The 18,207-nt window shown below is 66.2% G+C and carries 11 protein-coding genes; 3 read left to right on the top strand and 8 right to left on the bottom strand.

Annotated features, from left to right (window positions below; all coding sequences use genetic code 11):
• Positions 1 to 89: 89 nt before the first annotated feature.
• Both B5X78_RS00630 and pbpC read left to right on the top strand, forming a co-directional pair.
• On the top strand, positions 90 to 4,946 hold the full coding sequence (locus B5X78_RS00630; RefSeq protein WP_425478707.1) for an alpha-2-macroglobulin family protein: 4,857 nt from the start codon (positions 90 to 92) through the stop codon (positions 4,944 to 4,946).
• Positions 4,947 to 5,071: 125 nt separating this feature from the next.
• Entirely contained in the window at positions 5,072 to 7,417 is a 2,346-nt protein-coding gene (gene pbpC, locus B5X78_RS00625; RefSeq protein WP_079722571.1) for a penicillin-binding protein 1C, read from the top strand.
• On the opposite strand, the gene B5X78_RS00620 is transcribed toward pbpC, so the two are convergent.
• Positions 7,414 to 7,893: a peroxiredoxin gene (locus B5X78_RS00620; RefSeq protein WP_079722570.1), complete on the bottom strand. Its 480-nt coding sequence runs from the start codon at positions 7,891 to 7,893 to the stop codon at positions 7,414 to 7,416. The genes pbpC and B5X78_RS00620 overlap by 4 nt on opposite strands.
• A gap of 174 nt (positions 7,894 to 8,067) precedes the next feature.
• Between B5X78_RS00620 and B5X78_RS00615 the strand changes: the two genes are divergently transcribed.
• Entirely contained in the window at positions 8,068 to 8,958 is an 891-nt protein-coding gene (locus tag B5X78_RS00615) for a DnaJ C-terminal domain-containing protein (RefSeq protein ID WP_079722569.1), read from the top strand.
• Positions 8,959 to 9,069: 111 nt separating this feature from the next.
• Here the strand turns inward: B5X78_RS00615 and pilH are convergent, their stop codons facing one another.
• From pilH to B5X78_RS00580, 7 genes are all read right to left on the bottom strand, one after another.
• Positions 9,070 to 9,462, bottom strand: a complete 393-nt coding sequence (gene pilH / locus B5X78_RS00610) for a twitching motility response regulator PilH (RefSeq protein ID WP_079722568.1) — start codon at positions 9,460 to 9,462, stop codon at positions 9,070 to 9,072.
• 116 nt (positions 9,463 to 9,578) lie between these two features.
• Complete coding sequence (locus tag B5X78_RS00605) at positions 9,579 to 10,574, bottom strand: YhdH/YhfP family quinone oxidoreductase (protein ID WP_079722567.1); 996 nt, start codon at positions 10,572 to 10,574, stop codon at positions 9,579 to 9,581.
• Positions 10,575 to 10,715: 141 nt separating this feature from the next.
• Positions 10,716 to 11,309, bottom strand: coding sequence for an LOG family protein (locus tag B5X78_RS00600; protein ID WP_079722566.1), 594 nt, complete (start codon positions 11,307 to 11,309; stop codon positions 10,716 to 10,718).
• A 4-nt stretch (positions 11,310 to 11,313) separates the two neighbouring features.
• Entirely contained in the window at positions 11,314 to 12,756 is a 1,443-nt protein-coding gene (gene lpdA, locus B5X78_RS00595) for a dihydrolipoyl dehydrogenase (protein WP_079722565.1), read from the bottom strand.
• Between the two features lie 131 nt (positions 12,757 to 12,887).
• The gene (gene sucB, locus B5X78_RS00590) at positions 12,888 to 14,120 is read right to left on the bottom strand and encodes a dihydrolipoyllysine-residue succinyltransferase (protein ID WP_079722564.1); all 1,233 of its coding nucleotides are present in this window, start codon (positions 14,118 to 14,120) and stop codon (positions 12,888 to 12,890) included.
• A gap of 54 nt (positions 14,121 to 14,174) precedes the next feature.
• Positions 14,175 to 17,009, bottom strand: coding sequence for a 2-oxoglutarate dehydrogenase E1 component (locus B5X78_RS00585; RefSeq protein WP_079722563.1), 2,835 nt, complete (start codon positions 17,007 to 17,009; stop codon positions 14,175 to 14,177).
• A gap of 270 nt (positions 17,010 to 17,279) precedes the next feature.
• Entirely contained in the window at positions 17,280 to 18,188 is a 909-nt protein-coding gene (locus tag B5X78_RS00580) for a GNAT family N-acetyltransferase (protein ID WP_079722562.1), read from the bottom strand.
• Between the last annotated feature and the right edge of the window lie 19 nt (positions 18,189 to 18,207).

Genomic DNA, 18,207 nt, shown 5'->3' with positions numbered 1-18,207 from the left:
CGCGTCCGGGAAAACGAACCCACATGGAGTCGGCAGTGAATCTTCGCAGCCTTGTTCGTGCACGCGCGTCTGTCTTTTTCTTCGCCGTCCTGATCGCTTCGCTGGCCATCACCGGCTGCAAGCGCAACGACACCGGGCAACTGCCGGCCGCCAGCGGTGAAGCGGTCAAGGCCGAGCGACCCAAAGTGGAAGGCTTCGCCCTGGTCAGCAGCTATCCGGATCAACTCGACGGCAGCTTGAGCATCGCGCTGGAGTTCAGCCGGCCGCTGGTGTCGTCGCAGGATTTCGATTCTCTGCTGGCAGTGACCGGGCCGAATGGCGCCACGGTCAAGGGCAGCTGGGTACTGGATGACAAGGGCGCGATCCTGCGCTTCCCGTCGGTCGAAGCAGCCCAGGATTACGAGGTGCTGGTGCGCGCGGATCTGCTGGCGGCCGATGGCAATCGGCTGGGCAAGGAACTCAAGTTCAAGGTGCACACCGGGCAACTCGATCCGGCGGTGGGTTTTGCTTCGCAGGGCAGCGTCTTGCCGGCGCGCGAAAGTCGCGGCTTGCCGGTGGTGTCGATCAACGTGCCGGAAGTGGACGTCGAGTTCCTGCGCATCAAGGAAAAATCGCTGCCGCAGTTCTTTTCCGAATACCAGCGCGGCGGCCGTCGCGGCAGCTGGGAACTGGACAGCGACTACGGCGACAAGAGTCCCATCGGCCGGCTCGCCGAGCCGGTTTACGTCAATCGCTTCCTGCTGGGCGGCAAGCCCAACGAGCGCCTGCTGACCTACCTGCCGATCCAGGACATCGAAGAACTGCAGGAACCGGGCCTGTATTTCGCGGTGATGAAGCGCGCCGGCAGCTTTGCCGATCAGTTTGAGACCGCCTTCTTCACTGTCAGTGATCTCGGCCTGCATACGCGCGCCTACAAGGATCAGCTGTTCGTGCATACGGCCTCGCTGCGTGATGGCGGTGCGGTGGGCGGCGTGGAGTTGCGCGTGCTGGATGGCAAGGGCGAGTCCATCCTCACCGGCAAGACCGACAGCAACGGCAATGCGCTGCTCAAGTACACGCTCGATGCCGGCCATGTGCTGATCGCCAAGCGCGGCCAGGATGTGTCGATGCTGCCGTTCAACCAGCCGGCGCTGGATCTGTCCGAGTTCGCGGTGTCCGGCCGCAGCCAAGCTTGGTTCGATGTGTTTGCCTGGTCCGGTCGCGATCTGTATCGCCCGGGCGAGACCGTGCGCCTGTCGGCGCTGCTGCGCGACAACGATGGCAAGCCGGTCAAGGCGCAGCCGATTTTCCTGCGCCTGCTGCAGCCGGATGGCAAGGTGTTCCGCGAAACCCGCCTGCAACCGGGCGAGCAGGGCTATTTCAACTTCGAGCAGGTGATTCCGCAGGAAGCGGCGACCGGCCGTTGGAAGGTGGAGTTCCGCACCGATCCGGCCAGCAAGGAAGCGGTGCAGGGCATGGACCTGCGTATCGAGGAATTCCTGCCCGAACGGATGAAGCTGGATCTGGAAGCGGCCACGCCCACGCTGGCGCCGGGCCAGGCCTTCCCGCTGCGCGCGAGCGCCGCCTACCTGTATGGCGCGCCCGCTGACGGCAATCGCTTCACCGCCCGCCTGGCGGTGGCGGTGGAACAGCATCCGGTGGAGTCGCTGCCCGGCTATTTCTTCGGCGACCCCACGGTGGAATTGCCGCGCGAAGCCAAGGACGTGGTCGACGCCGCCTTCGACGCGCAGGGCAAGTACAGCGAAGACATCACCTTGCCGGCCGAAGCACGTCCGGTGACGCCGATTGCGGCGGTGGTATCAGGCAGCGTCTACGAAACCGGCGGCCGCACGGTCACCCGCACATTGAAGAAGGTGATGTGGCCGGCGAATGTGCTGGTGGGCGTGCGTCCACTGTTCAGCGACGAAGACGGCGCCGACGCCAACAGCAACGCCGGCTTTGAAATCCTGCGCGTGGACGCGGCCGGCAAGCCACAGGCCGGCAAGGGCCTGAAAGTCACGCTGGTGCGCGAGCATCGCGACTACCACTGGAGCCATGGCGATTCGGGCTGGGATTACGACTTCACCCGCCGCTACGAAAACCTGGAGAGCAAGGTGGTCGATGCCGGCGCCACCGCCGTGCGGGTCAGCTATCCGGTGGAGTGGGGCGAGTATCGCCTCGATGTATTCGACCCGGCTTCCGGCCTGACCACGCGCTATCCGTTCCGCGCGGGCTGGAGCTGGGATGACGAGAACCGCGGCCTGGATGCGCGCCCCGACAAGGTCAAGCTGGCGCTGGACAAGACCGGTTACCGGGCCGGCGACACGCTCAAGGTCACGCTGACGCCGCCGCACGCAGGCAAGGGCCTGTTGATGGTGGAAGCCGATCGCATGCTGTATGTGCAGGAGATCGATGCCAAGCCGGGCAGCACCTTCTCGATTCCGGTCACGCCGGAGTGGGAGCGCCATGACGTGTACGTCACGGCGCTGGTGTTCCGCGGTGGCTCGGCGCCCAGCAAGATCACTCCGGCGCGTGCAGTCGGCGTGGCGCATGTGCCGATGGATCGCAAGGCGCGCCGCGTCGCCGTGGGCCTGTCCGTGCCCAAACAGATGCGACCGGAACAGGATCTGCCGGTCACGGTCAGCGCCCCCGAACTGGCGGGCAAGCTGGCGCACGTGACGGTGTCGGCGGTGGATGTGGGCATCCTCAACATCACCCGCTTCCCGGTGCCCGACGCCAACGGCCACTTCTTCGCCCAGCGCCGATTGGGCGTGGATGCCTACGACATCTACGGTCGCGTGATTGAAAGCTTTGCCGGCGAGAGTGCAAAGATCCGCTTCGGCGGCGATGTCGGCCTGGCGGCGCTGCCGCAGGCCAAGCGGCCCACGTCGCGCGTGCAGACGGTGGATCTGTTTGCCGGTCCGGTGAAGCTGGATGCCAAGGGCAATGCACGCATCAAACTGCGCGTGCCCGACTTCAACGGCACCTTGCGCGTATCGGCGCTGGTGTACTCGGATGAGCGCTACGGCAACCGCGATCGCGAGACCGTGGTGCGTGCGCCGATCGTGGCCGAAGCCAGCCTGCCGCGCGTGCTGGCCCCCGGTGATCGCAGCACGGTGACCCTCGATGTGCAGAACTTCACCGGCAAGGCCGGCGAGTTCAAGCTGCGGGTGGAAGGCGAGGGACCGTTGGCGATCAGCGAGGGCACCCGCAGCGCGAAGCTGGCCGTCGACGGCAAGACCACGCTGAGCTTCCCGCTGCTGGCCGAAGAGGGCTATACGACCGCCAAGGTGCGCGTGCGGGTGGAAGGAAACGGCTTCAACGTGGATCGTCGTTACGACCTGCCGGTGCGTGCCGGCTGGCCGTCGGTGATGCGTTCGCAGACGCGCGTGCTGGAGGCGATGACGCCGGTGGAGATGAATTCCAGCCTGGCCGATGGGCTGATGGCCGGTTCGGTGAACGCGCGGATGCTGGTCAGCGCATTGCCGCCGATTCCGTTCGCCGCCGCCATCCAGGGCGCGCTCGAGTATCCCTATGGCTGCGCCGAGCAGACCACCAGCAAGGGCTATGCGGCGCTGCAACTGGATGAGGCCACGGCCAAGGCGCTGGGCGTGAGCGGACTGGATGCCAAGAAGCGGCGCGAGCGCATGGAAGGCGCCTTCGCCCGGCTGACCTCGATGCAGATCGGCACCGGCCATTTCTCGATGTGGGGCGATGATGACTACGTCAATCCCGCACTGACGCCGTACATCACCGAGTTCCTGCTGGACGCGCGCCAGGGCGGCTTCGCGGTGCCGGAAGCGGTGTTGCAGAAGTCGCTCAATCGGCTGAGCGAGGATCTGCTCGCCGGCGGCGCATCGTTCTATGGCTACCAGCAGCGCGACCACCTCAAGTTCGCCAACCAGGCCTACGCCGGCTTCGTGCTGGCGCGGGTCAATCGGGCGCCCTTGGGCACGCTGCGTGCGCTTTACGACAACGAGCGCGGCAAGAGCATGACCGGCCTGCCGCTGGTCCACCTGGGCATCGCGCTGAGCCTGCAGGGTGACAAGTCGCGTGGCGCCAAGGCCATTGCCGAGGGATTCGCCAAGAAGAGCGATCGCGACACCTACCTGGGCGACTACGGCACCAACCTGCGTGACCATGCGCTGATGATTGCGCTGGTGCACGAGCACAAGCTGTCCAAGTCCGATTACGACGCGCGCGCCGTGTCGTTGGGTCGCGAGCTGGATGCGCGTCGTTCGCGTGGCTGGATGTATCTGAGCACGCAGGAACAGGTGGCGCTGGCGCGGCTGGGCAAGGCCTTGCTGGTGGACCAGAAGAAACTGGTGGGCGGTGAGTGGAGTTTGGGTGGCGAGAGTGAAACGGTGGCCCCGGCCAAGTTGTTCGGTCGCAGCCTGGACGGCGCGGCGCTGGCGCGTGGCGCACGCTTCACCCCGCAGGGCGAGCCGCCGCTGTACGTGAGCCTGGATGTGACCGGCATCCCGCGCAACGCACCGGCGCCGGACAGCCGCATGATCAATGTCGAGCGCAGCTACTACGGCACCGACGGCAAGCCGTGGACCAGCGGCACGCTGAAGGAAGGCGAAGCGCTGATCGTGCGGGTCAACGTCACCGCGCTGGACTACATTCCCGATGCACTGCTCACGGATCTGCTGCCGGCCGGCCTGGAAATCGAGAACTTCAACCTGGGCGACGCCAAGCAATGGGCCGACGTGGTGGTGGATGGCATCGCCATCAATGACCGTTCGGACGCGGCCGACGTCAAGCACGAGGAGTTCCGCGATGACCGCTACGTGGCGGCGCTGAAGCTGGAGAACCGCTCCACGGCACGGCTGTTCTACCTGGTGCGTGCAGTCACGCCCGGCACCTACACCGTGCCGCCGCCACTGGTGGAGGACATGTACCGGCCGGAGCTGCGCGGCGTCGGCAAGTCGCCGATGACCACCATCAAGGTGGTGCAGCCGTAAGCTTGTGTTGAAGATGGGTGCATGCCATGGGTAACCACAACATCGGTTGCCCGTGGCGCGGCTCCTACAATTCCACCCTGGTTCTGACGCCGAATCTTGATGCAGGCATCGCAGCAAAACTTTACATGAGCCTTCGTCGCCACTGGCTACCCGTCCTGCGCTGGACCACCGTGGCGGTGCTGCTGTCACTGCTGCTGCTCGACTTCGCCTTTCCCCTTCCGCTGCCGAAGGCGCGCGACACCAGCACCCTGGTGGTGGCGCGCGATGGCACGCCGTTGCGTGCCTTTGCCGACCACGACGGCGTATGGCGTTACCCGGCCACGCCGGACAGCGTGTCGCCGCTGTACCTGCAGGCGCTGCTGAATTACGAAGACCGCTGGTTCTGGAAGCATCCGGGCGTAAACCCCTGGGCGATGCTGCGCGCCGGCGGGCAGTGGCTGCGCGGCGGCCATATCGTGTCCGGCGGTTCCACCCTGAGCATGCAGGTGGCGCGCATCCTGGATCCGCACAGCCGCACGCCGTGGGGCAAGCTCAAGCAGGTACTGCGCGCCCTGCAACTGGAAGCGCATCTGTCCAAGCGCCAGATCCTGACGCTGTATCTGGAGCGTGCCCCGTTCGGCGGCACCATCGAAGGCGTGGAAGCGGCCAGTTGGGCCTATCTGGGCAAGCCGGCCACGCAGCTGTCGCACGCCGAAGCCGCCTTGCTGGCGGTGCTGCCGCAAGCGCCCAGCCGGCTGCGCCCGGATCGCCATCCCGATGCCGCGCGCGATGCGCGCGACAAGGTGCTGGCGCGCATGGCGAGCCTGCGCGTGTGGTCGCCCAGCGTGGTCACCGAAGCGCGTGTGGAGCCGGTGGTTGCGCGATCACTGCAGCCGCCGCTGAGCGCGGCGTTGCTGGCCGAACGCCTGCGCCAACAACAGCCGCATGACGCGCGCATCGAATCGACCCTGGATGCGGATCTGCAACGCACGCTGGAGGAACGCGTCACCGCTTACTTCTCCCAGCTGCCGGCGCGCACCTCCGCCGCCTTGCTGGTGGTCGACAACGCCAGCATGGAGGCGCGCGCATATGTCGGCTCGGTGACCTTTGCCGACAAGGATCGATTGGGCCACGTCGACATGGTGCAGGCGTGGCGTTCGCCGGGTTCGACCTTGAAGCCGTTCCTGTACGGCCTGGCGATGGACGATGGCCTGATCCATTCGGAAAGCCTGCTGGTGGATGCGCCGCAATCGTTTGGCGGTTATCGGCCGGGCAACTTCGACGCCGCCTTCAATGGGCCCATCGGCGCAGCGGAAGCCTTGCGCCTGTCCTTGAACGTGCCGGCGGTGGATGTGCTGGATCGCATCGGGCCGGCGCGCTTTTCCGCCCGGCTGGCCAATGCGGGGGTGAATTTGCGCTACCCGCGCGGCGCCGGACCCAACCTGGCGCTGATCCTCGGCGGCACCGGTGCGCGGCTGGAAGATCTGGTGGGCAGCTTTGCCGCCTTCAATCGCGGCGGGCTCGCCGGCCGCGTGCGATACACCGCGCGCGACGAAGCGCAGGATCGCCGCCTGCTGTCGCCCGGCGCGGCGTGGATCGTGCGCGAGATCTTGCAGGCCAATCCGCGCCCGGGTTATGGCATGGGCGCGTTCGATACCGGTACGCGTCCGCGCGTGGCCTGGAAGACCGGCACCAGCTACGGCTTCCGCGATGCGTGGGCCTTGGGCAGCACGTCGCGCTACACGGTGGGGGTCTGGGTCGGGCGACCTGATGGCACGCCCTTGCCCGGCCAATACGGCGCGGTCACCGCGTTGCCGCTGATGTTCGAAGTGATCGACAGCCTGCCGCGTCTGCGCGGCGACAATGCGCAATCGCCGGCGCCGGCCAGCGTGGCTGAAACGGACATCTGCTGGCCGCTGGGCACCGCGCCGGATCCGGCGATGCCCGAGCTGTGCCAGCGGCGCATGAAAGCCTGGACGCTGGATGGCGCGATACCGCCCACGTTCGCCGAACGCGATGCACGGCTGTGGAGCGCAGGTATCGAGCAGTTCGAAGTGGATGCACGCAGCGGATTGCGCCTGTCGGCCGAGTGCGCGCAGCCGCACGCGGCGCAGACGGGCACGATTGCGCGTTGGCCCGCATTGGCCGCCCCCTGGTTGAGCGCGCAGACGCGCGCGCAGTCGAGGCTGCCGGCCTTGTCGCCGGATTGCGCCGACGACGGCCGCGGGTCACGCGAGGAATTGCGCATCGAAGGCGTGAATGATCGCGCCACCCTCGCGCGCGCACCCGGCAGCACGCATGGCGTGCGCCTGCAACTGCGCGCACTCGGCACCGAGTCGCGCGTGCACTGGGTGCTCGACGGCCGCTGGCTCGCCGAGACCCAAGGTGCGCGCACGCTGATCCACGATTTCGACGAACCTGGTCGCCACGTGCTGACGGCCATGACCGACAGCGGCGCCTGGACCCGCAGCGAGTTCGTGATCCTGCGTTAGCCCAGCGCTTCGAGCATGTGTTCGGCCGAAGACACCTTGTATTCGCCGGGCGCTTCCACGAACAGCTGGCGCACCACGCCGTCTTCCGCATACAGGGCGAAGCGGCGCGCGCGGATGCCCATGCCGTAGCCGCTGGCGTCCATGTCCAGGCCGAGCGCCTTGACCAGGTCGGCATTGCCGTCGGCCAGCATCTGCAGGCCATCGGGCACGTGCTGGGACTTGCCCCAGGCCTGCATCACGAAGGGATCGTTGACCGACACGCAGAACACCTCGATGCCGCGCTTGCGGAAATCGTCGAAGTGCTGGACGAAGCCGGGCAGGTGCTTCTCGGAACAGGTGGGGGTGAAGGCGCCCGGCACCGCGAACAGCACGGCCTTGCGGCCATCGAACAGGGCGGTGGTGTCGACGGTTTCCACGCCTTCGCGGATGCGCTTGAGGATGACTTCGGGGATGCGTTCGCCGATCTGGATGCTCATGGGGGTGTCCTGTGCGGTAAGGCCGCCAGTGTAGCGTCCCGACCTTCCCGGACGCCGGCCTACACGTTCACGCCGACCGCCCCCCGGTAGAATGCGCGACTGGAAAATACGCCGCGCGGCCCCATATCACGGCCCTGGCCCCTGTCCGCGCGGCCCTGATTTGGTGGAGCCCCCATGCAGTTCAAGGATTACTACTCGATACTCGGCGTGGAGCCCTCGGCGGGCGACGCGGAGATCAAGACCGCCTATCGCCGGCAGGCGCGCAAGTATCATCCCGATGTCAGCAAGGAAGCCGGCGCCGAGGATCAGTTCAAAGCGGTCAACGAGGCCTACGAGGCGCTGCGCGATCCGCAGAAGCGCGCCGCCTACGATCAGCTGCGCGCCCGTGGGTATCGTCCGGGCGAGGAATTCCGTCCGCCGCCGGATTTCGGCCAGGGCGGTTATGGCGGCCAGCAGTTCGATTTCGACGAGGTGTTCGGCAGCACCGGCGGTGGCAACGGCGGCTTCAGCGATTTCTTCGAAGGCCTGTTCGGCCGGCGCGGGCGCCCGGATGGCGGCGCCAGCCGCGGCCCGACCGCCACGCGCGATTCACGCGCCAAGCTGGCGGTTCCGCTGCAGGCGGTGCACGACGGCGACAGCGTGCGGGTCAACGTCAACGGCAAGCAGTTCGACGTGCGCGTGCCCAAGGGCGTCAAGCCGGGACAGGTGATCCGCCTGAGCGGACAGGGTAGTCACGGCGGCAACCTGCTGTTGGAAATCGAGTACGCCGCGCACCCGCAGTTCGAAGTGGATGGCCGCAACATCATCCACGTGCTGGCGGTGACGCCCTGGCAGGCGGCGCTGGGCGCGACCCTGAGCGTGCCGACACTCGGTGGCGATGTGGAGCTGAAGATCCCGGCGGACTCCGAGGCCGGCCGCAAGTTGCGACTGCGCGGTCGCGGCTTGCCCGGCAATCCTCCCGGCGATCAGATCGTCGAGCTGGAAATCAACGCGCCCAAGGCCGCCACGGAAGAACAGAAGCAGGCCTACCGCGACCTGGCCAAGGCGTTCGGCGAGAAAGCCTGACCGCCAAGCCCCTTCCCCCGCCTGCGGGGGAAGGTTGGGATGGGGGCGCTCTTCGCGCGCAAAAAAAAGCAGGCCGTAGCCTGCTTTCTTCTCATGCTCTGAAGCCTTGCCTCAGGCCGTCGGCGCATCCGGCAGTTCGCGCGCGTTGAACACGCGCTCGATGATTTCGGCCAGTTCGTCTTCCGAGAACGGCTTGGTCAGATAGGCCTTGGCGCCCTGCCGCAGTCCCCACATGCGGTCAGTGTCCTGATCCTTGGTGGTCACCAGGATCACCGGGATGTGCTTGGTGCTGGCCTCGCGGCTGAGCTGGCGCGTGGCCTGGAAGCCGTTGAGATTGGGCATGACCACGTCCATCAGCACCATGTCCGGCAGTTCGCGCTTGGCGACTTCGACACCGGCGGCGCCGTCTTCGGCGGTCAGAGATTCATGCCCCAGTTTTTCGATGATGCGCTGGATGCCCAGCAGCTGCGAAGGCGAGTCATCGACGATCAAAATTCTTGCCATGGAGTTCCCCAAGTTGTCCCCGCGTTCGATTGTAGGGACGGGATTGGGAGAAAGAAACGGGGGGCCACCGGACAGGCTGCCGGGAAAAGCCTGACAGCCCGCTGGCGGCGCCCGGCTCAGGCGATTTTGACCAGCGTGCGGCCAAAGGAACCGCCCGCGAGCATGGTGCGGAACACCTCCGGGAGCCCGTCCAAGCCGATTTCCCGGGTGCAGATGGCGTCCAGGCGGTCCGGTTTCCAGTCGTCGGCCAAATGGCGCCAGATATCGTCGCGGATGTCGCGCGCCGTGCCGGCCGAAGCGACCCCGACCAACGACACGCCACGGATGATGAACGGCATGACGGTGGTGTCCAGTTCGTGCGTCGCGGCCAGGCCTGCGCTGGCCACGTTGCCGTAGGGCGCGGTCTGCGCGAGCAGGCTGGCCAGCATGGTGCCGCCGACATTGTCCAGGCCACCGCCAAAGCGCGCCGATTCCATCGGCCGCTTCGTCGCCAGCGCCTCGCGGCCCAGCACGTCGCTGGCGCCCAGCGACTTCAGGAAGTCCGCATGCTCGGCCTTGCCGCTGATCGCGTGCACCTGGTAGCCGGCCTTGCTGAAGATGTTGACCGCGAGCGAGCCGACGCCGCCGGTGGCGCCGGTCACCGCCAACGGCCCCAGTTCGGGATGCTGACGGTTGTCCTGCATGCGATGAAGCGCCAGCGCGGCGGTGAAGCCGGCGGTGCCCAGGATCATGCTCTCGCGCAGGCTCAGGCCCTTGGGCAGCGGGATGACCCACTTGGCTTCCAGCCGTGCGTACTCGCCGTAGCCGCCATCGCGGTGCTCGCTCAGGCCGCAGCCGGTCACCAGCACTTCGTCGCCTTCCTTGAAGGCCGGGTCTGTCGAAGCCACCACATGGCCGGCCACGTCGATGCCGCCCACCAGCGGAAACGTGCGCAGGATCTTGCCTTCGCCGGTGCCGGCCAGCGCGTCCTTGAAGTTGACCGAGGAGTAGGCGGTCTTGATCACCACCTCGCCGGGATTCAAATCATCCAGCGTGATCGACTCGATGCCGCTGCGATAGCCGTTGGCGTCGTTGTGGATACGGAAGGCGTTGAAGGAGGTGGGCGTGGTCATGACGAATCCTGCGCGGATGATTCAGCGCACAGGATAGCGAATGCAGGCAGTGCGACTACCCTTCTTTTGTAGGAGGGCCTTCAGGCCCGACCGTGGATTCGAGATTTCCGGTCGGGCCTGAAGGCCCTCCTGCAACAACCGTCAGCGCAGCGAGTTGCGGCGCTTCTCGTCCATCCACTTGGTCGACTGCGCCGGCGCGTAGTCGCGCATCCACTGGAACAACGCATCCAGGTTGTCGCCGTGCCACAGATCCTGGCGCTGATCCGGATGCAGGAAGCGCTCTTCGACCATGCGGTCGATCATGCCGATCAGCGGCGCGTAGAAATCCTCGACGTCGAGGAACGCGCAGGGCTTCTGGCCAATGCCAAGCTGACGCCAGGTGAGCATCTCGAACATCTCGTCGAGCGTGCCGAAGCCGCCGGGCAGGGCGACGAAGCCGTCGGACAGGTCGAACATGCGCATCTTGCGTTCGTGCATGTTGGCGACGACTTCCAGCCGGGTCAGGCCCTTGTGCGCGACTTCCCAGTTGACCAGTTGCTCGGGAATCACGCCGATCACTTCGCCGCCGGCCGCGAGCACGGCATCGGCCACCACGCCCATCAAGCCGACATTGCCGCCGCCGTAGACCAGCGCCATGCCTTCGCGGGCGATGCGATCGCCCAGCGCGATGGCTCGCTCGGTGTACGCCGGCTTGCTGCCGGCGTTGGATCCGCAGTAGACGCAGACGGATTTCAAGGGCTCAGTTCGCCTTGTGGATGGCGCGCTTGCTCACCGCCATCGCGGCGTCGTGGATGGCTTCGGACAGGGTCGGGTGGGCGTGGCAGATGCGCGCCAGATCGTCGGCCGAACCGTTGAACTCCATCGCCAGCACGCCTTCGTGGACCAGTTCCGAAACGCCCACGCCGACCAGGTGCAGGCCGAGGATGCGATCGGTTTCCTCATGCGCGATGACCTTGACGAAGCCGGCCGGCTCGCCCATCGCCACCGCGCGAGCAATCGCCGCGAACGGGAAGCTGCCGGTCTTGTACGGCGTGCCTTCGGCCTTGAGCTGCTGCTCGGTCTTGCCGACCCAGGCGATTTCCGGCTCGGTGTAGATCACCCACGGCACGGTGTCGAGATTGACGTGGCCGGGCAGGCCGGCAATCAGTTCGGCGACGGCAATGCCTTCCTCGAAGCCCTTGTGCGCCAGCATCGGCCCGCGCACGCAGTCGCCGACGGCCCAGACGCCATCGACGCCGGTGTGGCAGTGATCATCGACTTCGATCTGGCCACGCTCGTTGACCTTCACGCCGGTGCCCTCGGCCAGCAGGCCCTTGGAGGCGGCGCGACGGCCCACGGCCACCAGCAGTTTGTCGACGGTGAGGGTCTTGTCGCCTTCGCCATCGGTGTAGCTGACCACCACTTCCTTGGCCTTGCCCTTGCCAGTGATCTCGGTCTTGCTGACCTTGGCGCCCAGGCGGATGTCCAGGCCCTGCTTCTTGAATTCGCGCGCGGCGGTCTTGGCCACTTCGGCATCGGCGGCGGCCAGGAAGTCCGGCAGCGCTTCCAGGATGGTGACCTCGGCGCCCAGGCGCTTCCACACGCTGCCCAGTTCCAGGCCAATCACGCCGGCGCCGATCACGGCCAGGCGCTTCGGCACGGCGGTGAAGTCCAGGGCGCCGACGTTGTCGACGATGTACTCGTTGTCGAACTTGGCGAACGGCAGCTCGATCGAATCCGAGCCGGCGGCGATCACGACGTTGGTGCCCTTGAGCTCCACTTCGCTGCCGTCATGCTGCTTGACCTTGACCACGTTGCCCGGCTGCAACTGACCGAAGCCGTAGAACGGCGTGATCTTGTTGGCCTTGAACAGCATGGCGATGCCGCCGGTGAACTGCTTGACGATCTTGTCCTTGCGGCCAACCATCGTGGCGATGTCGATCTGCGCATCCTTGGTGGTGATGCCGTGTTCGCCGAACAGGTGCTGCAGGTTGTAGTACTGGCGCGAGCTGTCGAGCAGCGCCTTGGACGGCACGCAACCCACGCGCAGGCAGGTGCCGCCCAGCGCCGGCTTGCCATCCTTGCCCAGCGCGGCATCGATGCAGGCGACCTTCATGCCCAGCTGCGCGGCGCGGATGGCCGCGTGGTAACCGGCCGGACCGGCACCGATGACGACGACGTCGAAATTCTGTTGCTCGCTCATGCGGAAGTCCTGTTTGTTTTTTCCCCTTCTCCCGCTGGCGGGAGAAGGTGGCGCGTAGCGCCGGATGAGTGCAGGCGAGGGAGCAGGCCCTCACCCCAACCCTCTCCCGCACGCGGGAGAGGGGCAGTGGATTACATGCCCAACAGCATGCGATGCGGATTTTCCAGCTGGTTCTTGATGTCGACCAGGAACAGCACCGCGTCCTTGCCGTCGATGATGCGGTGATCGTAGGACAGCGCGATGTACATCATCGGCGCGGCGATGACCTGTCCGTTCTCGACGATGGCGCGTTCCTTGATCGCGTGCATGCCCAGGATGGCGCTCTGCGGCGGGTTGACGATCGGGGTGGACATCAGCGAGCCGAAGGTGCCGCCGTTGGTGATGGTGAAGGTGCCGCCCTGCAGATCATCCAGGCCCAGCTTGCCGTCGCGCGCCTTCTTGGCGTATTCGGCAATGCCCTTTTCGATGTCGGCAAAACCCAGGCGCTCGACATTGCGCAGCACCGGCGTGACCAGGCCCTTGTCGGTGGACACGGCGATCGAGATGTCGGCGTAGCCGTGATAGATCACGTCGTTGCCGTCGACCGAGGCGTTGACCACCGGGTGGCGCTGCAGCGCGTTGGCCGCGGCCTTGGCGAAGAAGCTCATGAAACCCAGCTTGATGCCATTGGCCTTCTCGAACGACTCGCCCAGCTCCTTGCGCATGGCCATGACCTTGCCCAGGTTGACTTCGTTGAACGAGGTCAGCATGGCGATCGAGTTCTTGGACTGCATCAGGCGCTCGGCGATGCGCGCACGGATGCGGGTCATCGGCACGCGCTCTTCCGGACGGGCGCCAGCGGACACGCCGGCGGTCTTGCCGCTGGCGTAGTTGACCAGGTCTTCCTTGGTCACGGCGCCACGGCGGCCGGTGCCTTCGACCTGCGAAGGGTCGATGTTCTGCGTCACGGCGGTGAAGCGTGCACCCGGCGGCAGCGCGTCGGTGGCACTGCTGCCTGCGGGCGCCGGCTTGGTGCTGGACGGGGCCGCGGCGTCGCTCTTGGCGGCTTCGGCCTTGGGCTGCACTTCCTGCGCGCCGGCGGCGGGCTTCTTCTCCTCGGCGGCCGGGGCCGGCGCGGCCGCGGCGGCGCCTTCCTCGATCACGGCCAGCAGCTGCTGGCTGGTGACGGTGTCGCCTTCCTTGAACTTGATTTCCTTCAGCACGCCATCGACGGGCGAGGGCACTTCCAGCACGACCTTGTCGGTTTCCAGGTCCAGCAGGTTCTCGTCGCGCTTGACCGCATCACCCACCTTCTTGTGCCAGGTGGCGATGGTCGCGTCAGACACGGATTCGGGGAGAACGGGAACTTTGACTTCGGTGGCCATGGGTGAAGACGTCCTGTTGTGGTTCGTATGCGGTAAGAGGGGCGAGCGTCGCGATTATTCGGCGACGACGTCGTTGTTGAAGGAATTGACCAGCGCGTCGGCGACCAGCTTGAGCTGTTCTTCCACGTGCTCGGCAAAATGGCCGGCAGCCGGCGAGGGCGAACGCGAACGGCCGGCATAGTGCAGGCTCTGCTTCTCGGCCAGGCAGGCGTTGAGGTGGTGGCGGATCTGGTACCACGCACCCTGGTTCTGCGGCTCTTCCTGGCACCAGACCACGTCAGCGGCCTTGTTGAAGCGCTTGAGCTCGGCGGCCAGCGCTTCGCGAGGGAACGGATACAACTGCTCCACGCGCACGATGGCCACGTCGTCCTGGCCGCGCTTCTGCTGGTCTTCGAGCAGGTCGTAATAGACCTTGCCCGAGCAGAGCACGACGCGCTTGACCTTCTTCGGGTCGGCCGAGGCGTCGCCAATCAGGTGCTGGAATTCGCCGTTGGCCAGTTCGTCCAGGCTGGACACGGCCAGCTTGTGGCGCAGCAGCGACTTGGGCGTCATCACCACCAGCGGCTTGCGGGTGGTCATGCGCATCTGCCGGCGCAGCATGTGGTAGCACTGGGCCGGCGTGGTCGGCACGCAGACCAGCATGTTTTCCAGCGCGCACATCTGCAGGAAGCGTTCCAGGCGGGCCGAGCTGTGCTCCGGGCCCTGGCCTTCGTAGCCATGCGGCAGCAGCAGGGTCAGGCCGCTGATACGACCCCACTTGGCTTCGCCGGCGGCGATGAACTGATCGATCACCACCTGCGCGCCATTGGCGAAATCGCCGAACTGCGCTTCCCACAGGCACAGGGTGTTGGGATCGGTGGTGGAGAAGCCGTACTCGAATGCCATCACCGCTTCCTCGCTCAACAGCGAGTCGATGACGGTGGCCTGTTCCGGCGATTCCACCAGCTGGCGCAACGGCAGGAAGTAGCTGTCGGTCTTCTGGTCATGCAGGATCGCGTGACGGTGGAAGAACGTGCCGCGGCCGGCATCCTGGCCGACCAGGCGCAGGCCATGGCCTTCGGCCAGCAGGGTGGCGTAGGCGAGGTTTTCGGCAAAGCCCCAGTCGCCCGGCAGTTCGCCGGCCGCCATCTTGACGCGGTCTTCGTAGATCTTGGCCACGCGCGGATGCAGCGCCACGCCGGTCGGGATGGTGGTGATGATCTTGGCCAGCGCGTCCAGCGACTTGCGCTTGACCTTGGTGTCGACCTTGTCGGTCAGCTTGCCGGTCAGGTACTTCGACCAGTCAATCGCCAGCTCGTCACCCTTCTGCTTGGCCAGCTCGGTGGTGTATTCGCCGGAGTCCAGCTTGTCGCGGTACTGATCCACCAGCGCCTTGCCGCCGTCGGCCGGCACCACGCCCTCGGCTTCCAGCTTGGCCGCGTAAAGCTCGCGCGTGGTCGGATGCTTGCGGATGGTCTGGTACATCAGCGGCTGGGTCGCCGCCGGCTCGTCGGCCTCGTTGTGGCCGTGGCGGCGGTAGCAGACCAGGTCGATGACCACGTCCTTCTTGAACTGCTGACGGAAGTCATAGGCCAGGTTGGCGCAGAACACCACGGCTTCCGGGTCGTCGCCATTCACGTGCAGCACCGGCGCGCCGATCATCTTGGCCACGTCGGTGCAGTACAGGGTGGAGCGCGCGTCATCGCGGGCGCTGGTGGTGAAGCCGATCTGGTTGTTGATGACGATGTGCAGGGTGCCGCCGACGGCAAAGCCGCGCGCCTGCGACATCTGGAACAGCTCCATCACCACGCCCTGGCCAGCGAACGCGGCGTCGCCATGCATCAGGATCGGCAGGACCGCCTGGCGTTCGGTATCGCCACGGCGTTCCTGGCGCGAACGGACGCTGCCGACCACGACCGGGTCGACGATTTCCAGGTGCGAGGGATTGAACGCCAGCGCCAGGTGGACCGGGCCACCGGGGGTGGCGATGTCGGCCGAGAAGCCCATGTGGTACTTCACGTCACCGGCGTGGGCCAGTTCGTTGTCGTGTTCGAACTTGCCTTCGAACTCGTCGAACAGCTTGCGCGGGCTCTTGCCCAGGGTGTTGACCAGCACGTTCAGGCGGCCGCGGTGGGCCATGCCCACCACCATGTCCTTGACCTGGCCCTGGCCGGCGCGGCGGATGACCGTGTCCAGCAGGGGAATCAGCGAGTCGCCGCCTTCCAGCGAGAAGCGCTTCTGGCCGACGTACTTGGTGTGCAGATAGCGCTCCAGGCCTTCGGCGGCGGTCAGCCGCTCCAGCGTGCGCTGCTTGGCGGCCGGGTCCAGGCCGTAGTTGCCGGCGGCCGATTCCAGCCGCTGGTAGAGCCACTGGCGCTGCTCGACTTCCGGGATATGCATGAACTCGGCGCCGATCGCGCCGGCATAGGTCGCCTTCAGGCGGGCCAGCAGGTCACGCAGCTTCATCCGCGGCTGGCCGGCCAGATTGCCGGTGCTGAACTCGCTGTCCAGGTCCTTGTCGGTCAACTGGTGGAAGTCCAGGCCCAGATCGGCGGTGGCCATGGGCGGGGTGAGGCCCAGCGGGTCCAGATTGGCGCCCAGGTGGCCGCGCGAGCGATAGGCGGTGATCAGACGGCCAACATTGCGCTCGCGCTCGTCGCCGCCAGCGGCCGGGGCCGCGGCATAGCCGTTGTTGGCCGCCTGGCGCGAGGCCTGGGCGATCTGATCGATGACCACCGAATGCGGCACATCGCCCGATTCACGGCCCTTGAAACCGTCGAAGTACGCTTTCCATTTCGGACCCACGCTGTCCGGATCGACCAGGTATTGCTCGTACAGGTCTTCGACGTAGGAGGCGTTGCCTCCGTTGAGCTGCGAGGATTGCGCAAACTGCTTCAGGAGATTGTCCACGATGGCGATGGCGTGTTGCTTCTGTGGGGAAGTTTGGTGGACCAGGGCATGAAATCCCGGTCCGGCGGATTCGATGTGGGTCCGGAGAGGCCGGACACAACCACAAAATTATACCCGTATGACGGGGAGCGGGCATAAAGGGATTGGACTAAAGACGAAGGGATTCGCGGTCTTGGCCGCGAATCGCACCTTTTCGGGCCTGTTCGACAGGGCCATGACAGGCCTGTGTCAGCGGAACGACAGCTTGCGTATCGTCTCTGGCAACGTGGCCTAGATTCCCAACGCCCGATATTCGGTGCAGGCGCGTGAGCGCTCCCATATGCGAGCAAACTCCTCGCGCAGCTGGCGTGCACGACCGGCACCGTCCAGCTCGGCCTCGCCATCGAAACGGTTGCCCAGCGGCCGGAAGTAATAACCGCCGGCATCGTTGGCCACGTACGCCGACGGATAGTTGCGATCCACCGGGTCGTCGATTTCGCGGAACAGGAACGTGCTGGGCAGTCGCTGCGCCAAGGGCAGCAGCGGCGCCAGCAGACGCTGCGGTGTGCCGGCATCCTGCAACAGGACGCGGATTTCAACCGGTTCGGCGCGGGTGGCCAGCCGACGCAGCGCATCCAGCACGATCGGCTGGTCGAACAAGCCGGGGTCCAGATCCCGCGAATAGATCACCAACTGGCGCCTGGCCTGGCTGATGAGCGCCGTCAGCAGTCCACGTGCGGCATGCACGTCGTCAATGGCGGTCGGCGAACCGAGCCGGCGACGCATGGCCTGGTGCTCGATGCCGGCTTCCTGGAACCGCGGCCCGTGCGCGACAAAGCCGTGCCGTGCGTAGAAGGATTCGGCGCTGACCTGGGCATTGAGGCTGACCTCAGGCCAATGGCGCTGCCTGGCTTGTTCCACCAGCGCTGCCAGCAGCGCATCGCCCACGCCCTGGCCGCGCCATGCGCTCAGCACGGCCATGCGGCCGATCTTGTGCTCGGGCGTGAGTCGGCCAGTGCCAATGGGCTGGCCCTGGGCGTCGCGGGCCAGCACGTGATGGCACAACGGGTCCAGAGCGTCCCACTCCAGTTCCACCGGCACCTGCTGTTCCTGCACGAACACCGTCTCGCGCACCTGCCGCAAGTCCTGCAGCGCGTTGGCGTAGTCGACGGGTTCGACCTGGAAGCGAGGCTGATTCATGGAGAGGGAAGTCTGCCGG

It is taken from the genome of Pseudoxanthomonas indica, assembly GCF_900167565.1.
GTDB lineage: Bacteria > Pseudomonadota > Gammaproteobacteria > Xanthomonadales > Xanthomonadaceae > Pseudoxanthomonas_A > Pseudoxanthomonas_A indica.
Note: the sequence above shows the minus strand (reverse complement) of the source record. Positions and strands in the feature narration are given on the sequence as shown.